Below are 12,322 nucleotides of genomic sequence, written 5' to 3' on the forward strand. Positions count from 1 at the left end.
ATATGTTATCGATCCAGCAGATAATCATCAGACGCTGCCCTCGGTCTCGATCACCAGGATTCTCGCTTCGCCCAACGGTTTGGCCACATGCTCGGTGCCCACCGATGCGTAGAAAATATCCCCTACACCTAGCAGGGCTGCTTTTTCGACGCCCTCCTCCCGGTAGCACATTTGCACTTGTCCATCGAGCACCACGAAGACTTCCTGGCCGTCATTGATGTGCCATTTGTACGGCTGGTCGGTCCAGTGCAAGCGCGTGGTGATGCCGTTCATGTTGGCGATGTCCAGCGCCGCCCAGGCGCGGTCGCCGGTGAAGGATTTGCTGCGGATAATTTTCAAAAGCGATCGACCGAAAAGAAGGCTGAGGCGCCAAGGCTAGCGCAAATCAGCCGACAGCGGCGTCAGTATGCAAACGTTTTCAAGGTCGAAGTCCATCGCCTAGCGGTTTTGCAGGCTGGCGCAACAAACCCAGCAACGCAGTAGCCGACAACACGATCAGCACCGCGCCATAGCCATCGGTGGTCGGAATCAAGCCGAATACCCGCGTCAGGTTCCCGGCCAGCAGCGAGGGCAGGCTGAAGGCCAGGTAACTGAGGACATAGAACGCCGACATCAAACCGGCCCGTTCATGGGGCAAGGCCAGCGGCATGATGCTGCGCAATGCGCCGAGGAACCCGGCGCCAAAACCGCTGCCGGTGACCAGCGTGCCGACGAAAAACAACGGCAAGCTACCGCCGTGTACCGCGAGCAACACCAATGCCAGGCCGATCACCAATAGGCTGGCGGCCAGGCGCAGCATCTTGTCTGCCCCCTGGTTGCGCAGCGTATAGATGGACAGCGCGCCGGTAAGCGTCAACACCGCCACCAGTGCGCCGCCAATCAGGTTGGACGTCGATCCGGTTGCGGCCCGCACCAGGGACGGCGCCAATGACAGATAAAAGCCGCCCACCGCCCAGGCCGCCAGGTTCAGGGGCAGGATCAACCACAAGGCGCGCCGCGCCTGGACCGGTACATGCAAGGTCGGACGCAGCGACTGCCAGGCACCGGGTTGCGGGCTGACGCTCTCCGCCAGGCGCCAGATATAAAGCGCCTGAAGCAGGAACAACCCCAGCAGAATCCAATACGTCAGTTGCAAGGGCCGCGGCGCGAATTCCGCCAGCAGGCCACAACCCAGCGCCCCAGCAGCCATGCCCAGCAAGGGCGCGACACTGGTGATCAGCGGGCCTTGGCGACGGTCGAAATCCAGCAACGCAGCGCCCAGCACGCTGGTGGCCATGCCCGTGGCGAAACCTTGGATCAAGCGGGCACCGACCAGCCAGGCGACACTGTCGGCGTTGATGAACAGCAGCATCGCCAGCATATTGAGCAACAGCGCGACGAAGATCACCGGTTTGCGGCCCAGGTAATCCGACAGCGACCCCACGGTCAGCAAAGCCGCCAACAGACTGAAGGCGTACACCCCGAAAATCAGCGTCAGAATCGCCGGGGAAAATTGCAATTGTTCCTGATAGAGGTGATACAACGGCGTCGGCGCGCTGGACGCGGCGAGAAAACCGAGCAAGGTGATCGCCAGGAATATCAGGCTGGCACCGGTCGAAGCTGGACGAGACATGGGCACGCTCCACGAAGGCATACACAAAAGCTAATTTTTTGCTTTTGCGGAGTGTGCTACCGATGTGCGCTTAAAGCAAATTCTTTGTGTTAAGGTCCGATGCATGGCTATTAAAGAAGGTTTACGCCCGGGCGGCAGAAGCGCCCGGGTCCAAGAGTCGATCCATTCGGCGGTCCGTGCCCTGCTCCAGGAGCAGGACCGCGCCACTCTGACCGTGCCGCAAATCGCTGCGCGCGCGGGCGTCACGCCGTCGACGATCTACCGGCGCTGGGGCGATTTGCCGGCGCTGCTGGCCGACGTCGCCATCGCCCGCATGCGCCCCGACAGCGAACCGGCCAACACCGGCAGCCTGCGCGGCGACCTGCTGGCCTGGGCCGAACAGTACCTGGACGAAATGAGTTCCGAGCCCGGTCGCAACATGATGCGCGACATCCAGGCCTGCGCGACGCCGGGGCATTGCGTGGGCATCCTCAGCGCCCAGTTGCAGATCATCCTGGATCGCTATCCCGAGGCGCCAAACCCGGGTATCGAGCGGCTGATCAATGTGGTGGTGGCGCCGACGGTGTTTCGCATTCTCTTCGCGACCGCGCCGCTGGAGGTCGAGGAATTGTATCGGTTGGTGGATATCGCGTTGGGGCAGTAACACCGTCATCGCGAGCAAGCTCGCTCCCACACTGATCGAGTCGTGTACAAATAATGTGTCCACTGAAGATCCAACAGGTGGGAGCGAGCTTGCTCGCGATGAGGCCCGCCCAAACCTCTCTTCACCCTATGTTTACCGCCATCCGCGACACCCCGCCACGCCTCGACCTTGGTCGACACTGACGAACCCGAGCGGGCATGCCAGACTGTCCTGTCGGGCCCACGCACCGGTGTCTTTGTTCGGGAGTTTCCATGTCGCTGTCCAGCGGGCTGATCGCCGTTGTTGCCCTGGCCTATATGGCCATCATGTTCGCCATCGCCTTCTACGGCGACCGGCGCAGCACGCCGCTGCCGCCACGGGTGCGGGCCTGGGTCTATAGCCTGTCGCTGGCGGTGTACTGCACCAGCTGGACGTTCTTTGGCGCCGTGGGCCAGGCTGCCGAACAACTCTGGTCGTTCCTGCCGATCTACCTCGGGCCAATCCTGTTGCTGGTGCTGGCGCCGTGGGTCTTGCAGAAAATGGTGATGATCAGCAAGCAGGAGAACATCACCTCCATCGCCGACTTCATCGCCGCTCGCTACGGCAAGTCCCAGTCCCTGGCGGTGGTGGTCGCGCTGATCTGTTTGGTGGGCGTGCTGCCGTACATTGCCTTGCAGCTCAAGGGTATCGTGCTCGGCGTGAACCTGCTGATCGGCGCCGGCGCCGATGCCATGGGCACCCGTGCCCAGGACACCGCGCTGATCGTCTCGCTGATCCTGGCGCTGTTTACCATCGTCTTCGGTACCCGCAACCTGGACGCCACCGAGCACCACCGGGGCATGGTGCTGGCGATTGCCTTCGAATCCCTGGTCAAGCTGTTCGCCTTCCTCGCGGTCGGCGCGTTCGTGACGTACGGCCTCTACGACGGCTTCGACGACCTGTTCAATCAGGCGATGCTCGCGCCGCGCCTGGAGCAATACTGGAAAGAAACCATCAACTGGCCGTCCATGGTGGTGCAGACCGGGGTGGCGATGATGGCAATCATCTGTTTGCCGCGACAGTTCCACGTGACCGTGGTGGAGAACATCGAACCCCAGGACCTGCGCCTGGCCAAGTGGGTGTTCCCCGCTTACCTGGCCCTGGCCGCACTGTTCGTGGTGCCCATCGCCCTCGCCGGGCAAATGATGTTGCCCAGCTCCGTGCTGCCAGACTCGTTCGTCATCAGCCTGCCACTGGCCCAGGCCCACCCGGCCCTCGCGGTGCTGGCCTTCATTGGCGGTGCCTCGGCGGCCACCGGCATGGTGATCGTGGCGAGTGTGGCGCTGTCCACCATGGTTTCCAACGATATGCTGTTGCCCTGGCTGTTGCGCCGCAACAACGCCGAGCGGCCATTCGAAGTGTTCCGCCAATGGATGCTCTCGGTGCGGCGGGTGAGCATCGTGGTGATCCTGCTGCTGGCCTATGTCAGCTACCGGCTGTTGGGGTCGACGGCGAGCCTGGCGACCATCGGCCAGATCGCCTTCGCCGCCGTGACCCAACTGGCCCCGGCCATGTTGGGCGCGCTGTACTGGAAACAGGCCAACCGCCGTGGTGTGTTCGCCGGTCTCGCCACGGGCATTTTCCTGTGGTTCTACACCCTGGTGCTGCCCATCGCCGCCCACAGCCTGGGCTGGTCGCTCAGCAGCTTCCCGGGCCTCGCCTGGCTGCACGGCAACCCCTTGAACCTGCCGATTACCCCACTGACCCAAGGGGTCGTGCTGTCCCTGGCCGGGAACTTCATTCTGTTTGCCTGGGTGTCCATGCTGTCGCGCACGCGCGTGTCGGAACACTGGCAGGCCGGGCGCTTCATCGGCCAGGAAATCAGCGCCCGCCCCAGCGCCCGTTCGATGCTGGCGGTGCACATCGAAGACCTGCTGCAACTGGCCGCACGCTTCGTCGGTGAGGAACGGGCGCGTCAGAGTTTCATCCGCTTTGCCTACCGCCAGGGCAAAGGCTTCAACCCCAGCCAGAATGCCGACAGCGAATGGATCGCTCACACCGAACGCCTGCTGGCCGGCGTACTCGGCGCCTCTTCGACAAGAGCGGTGGTAAAAGCCGCCATTGAAGGTCGGGAAATGCAGCTCGAAGACGTCGTGCGGATCGCCGATGAAGCGTCGGAAGTGTTGCAGTTCAACCGCGCCCTGCTGCAAGGTGCCATCGAGAACATCACCCAAGGCATCAGCGTGGTCGACCAATCCCTCAAGTTGGTGGCCTGGAACCGTCGCTACCTGGAGTTGTTCAAGTATCCGGACGGCTTGATCAGCGTCGGACGGCCCATTGCCGACATCATCCGCTACAACGCCGAACGCGGCCTCTGCGGCCCGGGCGAGGCGGAAGTGCATGTCGCCCGGCGCCTGCACTGGATGCGCCAGGGTCGCGCTCATACCTCCGAACGCCTGTTCCCCAACGGCCGGGTCATCGAGCTGATCGGTAACCCGATGCCCGGCGGCGGTTTCGTCATGAGCTTCACCGACATCACCGCCTTCCGCGAAGCCGAACAGGCCCTGACCGAAGCCAACGAAGGGCTGGAGCAACGGGTGGCCGAGCGCACCCGGGAATTGTCGCAATTGAACCTGGCGCTGACCGACGCCAAAAGCACCGCCGAAGCGGCCTATCAATCCAAGACGCGCTTCCTGACGGCCGTCAGCCATGACTTGATGCAGCCGCTTAATGCCGCGCGCCTGTTCTCCGCCGCGCTGTCCCACCAACACGAGGGTTTGCCGGAAGAGGCCCGACAACTGGTGCATCATCTGGACAGCTCGCTGCGTTCGGCCGAAGACCTGATCACTGATTTGCTGGACATTTCCCGCCTGGAAAACGGCAAGATCAACCCCGACCGCAAGCCGTTTGCCCTCAACGAACTGTTTGGCACCCTTGGCGCCGAGTTCACCGCGTTGGCCCAGGAACAAGGCCTGAAATTCCGGGTGCGAAGCTCGCGACTGCGGGTCGACAGTGACATCAAGCTGCTGCGGCGGGTGTTGCAGAATTTTCTCACCAACGCCTTTCGCTATGCCAAAGGCCCGGTGCTGCTAGGTGTACGGCGCCGCAACGGCGAGTTGTGCCTGGAAGTCTGGGATCGCGGGCCGGGCATCGCCGAAGACAAACAGCAGGTCATCTTCGAAGAATTCAAACGCCTGGACAGCCACCAGACCCGCGCCGAAAAAGGCCTCGGCCTGGGCTTGGCGATTGCCGACGGGCTGTGCCGTGTGCTGGGTCATACCTTGCGCGTGCGTTCCTGGCCGGGGCGCGGCAGTGTATTCAGCGTCAGCGTACCGCTGGCCGGCACACAGGTAGTCGCGCCCAGCCCGGTGGCCGAACTCAATGGCCATTTACCCAGCGGCGCTCAGGTGCTGTGTGTCGATAACGAAGACAGCATTCTGATCGGCATGAGCAGCCTGCTGACACGCTGGGGTTGCCAGGTATGGACCGCGCGCAACCGCGAAGAATGCGAGCGTTGGCTCGCCCAGGGCGGGCGACCGCAACTGGCCTTGGTGGACTTTCATCTGGACGACGGCGAAACCGGCACCGAGCTGATGGCCTGGCTGCGCACGCGCATGGGTGAACCGATCCCAGGCGTGGTGATCAGCGCCGACGGCCGGCCTGAGATGGTGGCGCAGGTGCATGCGGCGGGCTTGGACTATCTGGCTAAACCGGTGAAGCCGGCGGCGTTGCGGGCGTTGTTGAGTCGGCATTTGCCGTTGTAGGGAACTGGGGAGGTAGGGTGGCCTCTGTGGCGAGGGAGCTTGCTCCCGCTTGAGTGCGCAGCACTCACAAAAAAAGGGCTGCTGCACAGCCCAGCGGGAGCGAGCTCCCTCGCCACAGGGTTTTGCATCAAGCCTAAGGGTTTCATCAATCCCGGGTTTTTGCCGTTTCTTCAGGCAATTCAGGCAGTCCATCCGCATCCGTCATCGCGCGTTCGAGCAAATCGGCGGGCAAACTCTTGCTCGCCCGGGCACCGAGCAGCTTGAGCTGTTCGCTGCGGCTGATCAGGTTGCCGCGCCCTTCTGTCAGTTTGTTGCGCGCTGCGCTGTAGGCTTTGTCCAATTGCTGCAGGCGACCGCCGATCTCGTCCAGGTCCTGGATGAACAGCACGAACTTGTCATACAGCCACCCCGCCCGCTCGGCGATTTCCCGGGCGTTCTGGCTCTGGCGCTCCTGTTTCCACAAGCTGTCGATCACCCGCAACGTCGCCAGTAGCGTGGTCGGACTGACAATCACGATATTGCGGTCAAACGCCTCCTGGAACAGGTTCGGCTCGGCTTGGAGGGCGGCGGAAAACGCCGCTTCGATCGGCACGAACAACAACACGAAATCCAGGCTGTGCAGACCGTCCAGGCGCTTGTAATCCTTGCCGGCCAAGCCTTTGACATGGGCTCTCAACGACGCCACATGTTGCTTGAGGGCATGTTGGCCAATGGCGTCGTCCTCAGCGGCCACGTACTGCTGATAGGCCGTGAGGCTAACCTTGGAATCGACCACCACTTGCTTGTCGCCGGGCAGGTAAATCAATACATCAGGTTGGAAACGCTCGCCGTCCGGCCCCTTGAGACTGACCTGGGTCTGATACTCGCGGCCCTTCTCCAGGCCCGCGTGTTCGAGCACCCGCTCCAGGATCAACTCACCCCAGTTACCTTGAGTCTTCTGGCCTTTGAGGGCGCGGGTGAGGTTGGTGGCCTCATCGCTCAGGCGCAGGTTCAGTTGCTGCAGCCGTTCCAGCTCCTTGCCCAGGGAGAACCGTTCCCGAGCCTCAGCCTGATAGCTTTCTTCGACACGTTTTTCGAAGGACTGGATGCGCTCCTTCAGCGGATCGAGCAACTGGCCCAGGCGCTGCTGGCTGGTTTCGGCGAAACGTTGCTCACGTTCATCGAAGATTTTTCCTGCAAGCTCGGCGAACTGTGCCCGCAGCTCATCGCGCGAACCTTGCAGATCATCCAACCGTTGCTGATGGCTTTCCTGCTGCTCGCGCAATTCGGCATGCAACGAAGCCGCTTGGGCATCGAGCCGCCGCAGCTCCGCTTCTTTACCGGCACGCTCCAGATTCCAGGCATGGGCCGCGTCCCGGGCATTGTCGCGCTCGATCTGCAACAGCTCGACTTCGCGACAGGCGGCGGCTAGCTCGGCTTGCTTGGCGGCGTTGGCCTGGCTCAAGTCGCTGATTTCGTCGCGACAGGCATCGAGCTGGGCATTGAGGCCATCGTGGGCCATATGGGCGGTGGCCAAGCGTTCTTCCAGCAGGGCCTGTGCGGTCTGTGCGGCGCTGGCCTGGCGTTGCAGGTGCCAGGCCAGCGCAAGCAACGGCAGCGCCGCGCCCGCCAGGCCCAACAATAGGCTGGTCAAATCCATAGCCATGAAAATTCCTGCCGATGAAATAAAGCCCGAAGGTTAACCAAGCGGCCGGGGGTTGCCCAGCTCAGTCTTCGATTTCACCCAGTGCCAGGCGGGCGCGTTGATCCCCGGCCCGGGCGGCTTGGCGCAGCAGGTCGTGACCAATGCGTCGGTCCCGCGCGTTCCCGCATTCACGGCACATCAGCTGCCCGAGACGACTCTGCGCAGCCACCACGCCTTCACGGGCCGGTTGCTTGAGCAGACGGCCGGCCAGATGTTTGACACTGGGGCTTTCTCCCAGGCGCGGGCTGTCGAGCAGCCACTCGGCCACACGCATCGACATGCGCTTGGGTGGGGTAACACCAGAGGGTGTGGAAGTAACAGGATTTGATACTGAGCGAAACTTCATAACGCACTGTGGGCTAGATCGGAAGGCGCGCCACTCTACTCCTTTTTTCGCACGGGTAAAGTCGAAAAAAACCGGCACGCCCGTTCTAGAGCAAGCGCTTGGGACAATCCACAGAAGCTGTGGATAACTCAGTGGACAACCCACCCTGAACTCTCCGCAACCCCTATGACACGGGGCCTGCGCTCAAACTGACGATTTTTTCACCAGTAAAAAAAAGCGATGTTTTTCATTGACTTAAATTTTGGACACAGGCACCCACCTCGGATTGTTCGCACATGACAGTTCGGTGACAAGCCTCGTCGTGAGTGTGCACAAGTAACACCCGAAGGGGTTATAAGGCTGCGTTTTTTTGGTGTGTTTGGCAGCAGAACCTGGGGATAACCTTGGTGGACTGCCTGGCGCAACAGTGGGCTTGGATGCACCGCAGGCCTTGGAATCCTGTGCTATGTCGGTGGCGAGGGAGCTTGCTCCCGCTGGGCTGCGCAGCAGCCCCAAAAACAGGGCCGCTTCGCGCCCCAGCGGGAGCAAGCTCCCTCCCCAAGGGGTCAGTGTCCACCTTGTCTCCGTACAGGTGTCCACCCTGTCCTCGGTGCAAACAGTCATGGCTTGGCTTTGCTCTTATGGCCCGTTTGAATATTTTTTAACCAACGCCCTTCCCTTCAGTCATTCGTTCCGTTAGTATCCGCAGCGTTAGTACCAAGCTGAAAGTCAATTCCGGGTCGAACACATCTCCGCGGTCAGCCTTCCCTCAAGAGAAGCCTCACCGATAAAAAGAGACCGACCCCCTCGATGGTTTCCAGGTAACCCTTGCACCAACACAGCCTTTGATCCAATGCAAAGGGTGTTGCCAAGCTCATTACTCTGACCGAACCAACCTGCAAATTGATCAGGATCTTCACCCCGGGCCCAGAACCTTTGCCCTTGATGTGTTGCCTGCCCTCCTAAGTACCTACCTGCCAGCCCAAGCGCGCACTTTTTATAGCGCTCAAACTGGCTGCTTTGTTCCAGTCGGGTTCTTCGTTCGACCAATGGTGGTCGACGTTACTGGAACGTTTTAACGTTGCACGGTTCTTAACCGTGTCATTTGTAGGAACACCCATAACATGTCTACTCAAATCCATACCCAGGACGCTATCCGCACCCTGACCAACGCTTTTGCCCCAATGAACTGCCTGATCATGGCTGCTCGCAAAGGCTGCTTCAGCTTCACCCTGGTCAACGAACACGGCATCGCTCGTCACAGCGAACGCCTGTACCCCGATCAATACTCCAGCGCCGAACCGCTGCAGGCCGTGATCGAGCGTACCCGTCAGGCACTGGTTGCCTGAGACGCCAGAAAAGGCTGAAAACCCAAAGGCCCCGCCCAAAAAGCGGGGCTTTTTATTGCCTGGAATTTCTCAACAAAACGAAACGGCTTAAGCACCGAGGGATATAAGGGTTATAACCGTTCGCTGAAGATGTTTTAAAAACAGTCCTTTACAGCGGGAATATGACACTACACTTCAAGTCAAGCGGCATGAGCCGCTTCCGGCGGGCCTGAACCGATCCACTGCTGCCAAACCCACACCCTTCAGGTCCCGCCCTTTTCACACTTCGAGGGTTTTATGGGTATCGCTGCCAGCGAACTGTGTCGATATGTGATCCGCCCGACGCTCCTGTACCTGGGGCGCCACAGTGCAACGGCGGAATCCCTGCTGCTGGGCATTGCCGCCAGCCAGTCGGCCCTGGGTTCGGCCCTGCATGACCGTCGCGGGCATGGCCTCTATCGCATCCCCGAGCCCCGCCACCAGGCGCTGTGGGACCATTACCTGGCACTGGACCCGGAGCGTGCCAGCCTGGTGCGTGGCCTGGCCAGCCAGCACGCCTTTCTCAGCGGCCCGCATCTGGAATTAACCGTCAACCTGCGCTACGCCACGGCCATTGCCTGGCTGCTGGTGGAGGAACAGAACACCCCGCTTCCCGAAGCCGATGATCTGCTGGGCATGGCCCGGATCTGGCGTCAGACCTTCCATCCTCAAGGACGTTTGCGAGATTTCACCTACGCTTGGCAACACTGTGTTTCACCGTTGAGTCAGGTCGCTTGCTGACGGGAAATTTGGAAACTTCCTACAACGGTCGCGAATTTGGTCGGATTGTCCTACAAAACCGCTCTAAATCAAGCAAATCAGGCTATGGCGCTTGAACGAAAATGTTGGTAATTTTCGCCCCGGTGATCATCAGGAGTTCTAACAATGAAAAAAATACTCAAAACCACCCTTGGACTTGCCGTGACCTTGGCGTCCACTCAGCTTTTCGCCAGTGGCTTTGCTTTGAACGAACAAAGCATCAGTGGCATGGGGACTGGTTTCGCGGGTCGCTCTTCCGCTGCCGACGACGCAAGCACTGTATTTGGCAACCCTGCCGGCATGTCGCGCCTCAAGCGCCAGCAAGTCACCGGTGGTTTCGCCGCCATTGACGCTTCTACCGATATCAACGATGCCAGCGGCACCCAATCCGGTACCAACAAGGGCGACATGGTGCCGCTCACGGGCGTCCCGATGGGCTACTACGTCAAGCCTATCGATGATCAATGGGCTTTCGGCCTGGGTGTCTACGCACCGTTCGGCCTGATCACCGACTACGAAAACAGCTTCCAGGGCCGTAACTTCGGCAGCAAGAGCGAAGTGAAGGTCGTGACCTTCCAGCCGACTGTCAGCTATGCGTTCAATGACAAGGTGTCGATTGGTTTTGGTCCGACGATTAACCGGATTTCCGGTTCGCTGGAATCGTCGCTGGACGTACCAGGCCTGTCTACCAACGGCGATGTGAAGATCAAGGGCGACGACATTGGCTACGGCTACAACGTCGGGCTGCTGGTCCAGGCAACCGACACCACCCGTGTTGGCCTGACCTATCACTCCAAGGTCAAGTACAAGCTCGAAGGCCACACTGAAGTGACTCCTGGTGGTACTCCCGTTTTTCCTGGCGTACTCGTCGGAGCACGCTACGACGCTTCGCTGGACATCACGACCCCTGAGTCGGTGGACTTCTCGGTTACCCAGCAGCTCAACGATGCCTGGACCGTCTACGCTGGCAGCACTTGGACCCGCTGGAGCCGCCTGAAAGAAATCACCGTAAACAACGACGTAACGGGTGGCGGCGCCCTGAACCCAACCCTTTTCGGCACCATCACCGAAGAACAAAACTGGCACGACACCTGGGCCTACGCCATCGGCACGTCCTACCAGCTGAACAAGCAATGGGTGCTGCGTACCGGCCTGTCCTTCGACCAGTCGCCTACCAACAACCAAGACCGCTCGCCACGCATCCCGACCGGCGACCGGACCATCTTCAGCCTGGGTGCCGGCTGGAGCCCGACCGATGACCTGACCATCGACGTGGCTTACTCCTACCTCAAGGAAGAGAAAGTCAACATCAACCGCAGCAATGCGCTGGGTCAAACCTACAACGCCGAATATGAAAACAGCGCCAACGGTTTCGGTGTCGGTGCGACCTACCGCTTCTGATGATCCACGGCGAAGCTGAACGCCTCGCCCGCTATAACGAAAAAAGCCCCGCACTCTGCAAAGAGCCGGGGCTTTTTCGTGGTTGGCGATCAGGGCTTCGAAGCGATGGCAGCTTCTACGGCCTTGATGAACTCAGGATCATCGGGCTTGATCCGGCTGGAGAAGCTGGCGATCACCTTACCTTGGCGATCCACGACGTATTTGTAGAAATTCCATTTCGGCGCGCCGGATTGTTCAGCCAGGTGCTTGAACAACGGAATGGCATCAGTCCCCCGCACCGGTTGCGGTTCGGTCATGGTGAAGGTCACACCGTAATTGACATAGCAGACCTTGGCCGTCTCAGCACCGTCCTTGGACTCCTGCTTGAAATCGTTGGACGGCACGCCCAGCACTTGCAGACCTCGATCCTTGTAGCGCTGGTTAAGCGCCTCGAGGCCTTTGAATTGTGGGGCGAAGCCACAGAAGCTGGCGGTGTTGACCACCACCAGTGGCTTGCCGGCGAAGCGTTGGCACAGGTCGATGGTCTCTTTGGCCCGCAACTTGGGTAACGAACCTTCCAGCAACGGCGGGCAATCGGCCGCCCATACCGGCCCGGCCACAGCCAGTAACAGAGCGGGAACAGCAAACCAGCGCATCAACATGTCCGTTTTTCCTTAAAAGCATGTCAGACCACGACGTTACTCGCAGCGTCCGTTGCCGTCCATTGTTCAGCACGTCCCCATGCCCAGTTGCATCAAGGCCAACCCACCCTGATGCCAGCCCCACCAGGCGATCGCCAGCAGCAGGCCGGCGCCGGCCGCGACCAACCA

Annotated in this window: 10 protein-coding genes; 5 read left to right on the forward strand and 5 right to left on the reverse strand. The window is 60.6% G+C overall.

Annotated elements, in window-relative coordinates:
- Positions 1-27 precede the first annotated feature (27 nt).
- Complete coding sequence (locus CD58_RS21460; protein WP_025215018.1) at positions 28-339, reverse strand: cupin; 312 nt, start codon at positions 337-339, stop codon at positions 28-30.
- Positions 340-418: 79 nt separating this feature from the next.
- Complete coding sequence (locus CD58_RS21465; RefSeq protein WP_025215019.1) at positions 419-1,612, reverse strand: MFS transporter; 1,194 nt, start codon at positions 1,610-1,612, stop codon at positions 419-421.
- Positions 1,613-1,715: 103 nt separating this feature from the next.
- Between CD58_RS21465 and CD58_RS21470 the strand changes: the two genes are divergently transcribed.
- Together CD58_RS21470 and CD58_RS21475 are read left to right on the forward strand one after the other, a co-directional pair.
- Positions 1,716-2,255, forward strand: coding sequence for a TetR/AcrR family transcriptional regulator (locus tag CD58_RS21470; RefSeq protein WP_025215020.1), 540 nt, complete (start codon positions 1,716-1,718; stop codon positions 2,253-2,255).
- 251 nt (positions 2,256-2,506) lie between these two features.
- Complete coding sequence (locus CD58_RS21475; RefSeq protein ID WP_025215021.1) at positions 2,507-5,977, forward strand: PAS domain-containing hybrid sensor histidine kinase/response regulator; 3,471 nt, start codon at positions 2,507-2,509, stop codon at positions 5,975-5,977.
- 145 nt (positions 5,978-6,122) lie between these two features.
- Here the strand turns inward: CD58_RS21475 and rmuC are convergent, their stop codons facing one another.
- Complete coding sequence (gene rmuC / locus CD58_RS21480; RefSeq protein ID WP_162178170.1) at positions 6,123-7,508, reverse strand: DNA recombination protein RmuC; 1,386 nt, start codon at positions 7,506-7,508, stop codon at positions 6,123-6,125.
- Positions 7,509-7,683: 175 nt separating this feature from the next.
- Positions 7,684-8,007, reverse strand: a complete 324-nt coding sequence (locus CD58_RS21485) for a sel1 repeat family protein (RefSeq protein ID WP_080712597.1) — start codon at positions 8,005-8,007, stop codon at positions 7,684-7,686.
- 1,103 nt (positions 8,008-9,110) lie between these two features.
- Between CD58_RS21485 and CD58_RS21490 the strand changes: the two genes are divergently transcribed.
- The 3 genes from CD58_RS21490 to CD58_RS21500 all read left to right on the forward strand — a co-directional run bounded on the left by CD58_RS21490 (position 9,111) and on the right by CD58_RS21500 (position 11,513).
- Complete coding sequence (locus CD58_RS21490) at positions 9,111-9,335, forward strand: hypothetical protein (RefSeq protein WP_007898912.1); 225 nt, start codon at positions 9,111-9,113, stop codon at positions 9,333-9,335.
- 276 nt (positions 9,336-9,611) lie between these two features.
- Entirely contained in the window at positions 9,612-10,094 is a 483-nt protein-coding gene (locus CD58_RS21495) for a hypothetical protein (RefSeq protein ID WP_025215024.1), read from the forward strand.
- Between the two features lie 144 nt (positions 10,095-10,238).
- Entirely contained in the window at positions 10,239-11,513 is a 1,275-nt protein-coding gene (locus tag CD58_RS21500; RefSeq protein WP_025215025.1) for an OmpP1/FadL family transporter, read from the forward strand.
- Between the two features lie 89 nt (positions 11,514-11,602).
- Here the strand turns inward: CD58_RS21500 and CD58_RS21505 are convergent, their stop codons facing one another.
- Positions 11,603-12,154 carry a glutathione peroxidase gene (locus CD58_RS21505; RefSeq protein ID WP_025215026.1) on the reverse strand — a complete coding sequence of 184 codons (552 nt, stop codon included), beginning with the start codon at positions 12,152-12,154 and terminating at the stop codon, positions 11,603-11,605.
- Positions 12,155-12,322 lie beyond the last annotated feature (168 nt).

The organism is Pseudomonas brassicacearum, assembly GCF_000585995.1.
GTDB lineage: Bacteria > Pseudomonadota > Gammaproteobacteria > Pseudomonadales > Pseudomonadaceae > Aquipseudomonas > Aquipseudomonas brassicacearum_A.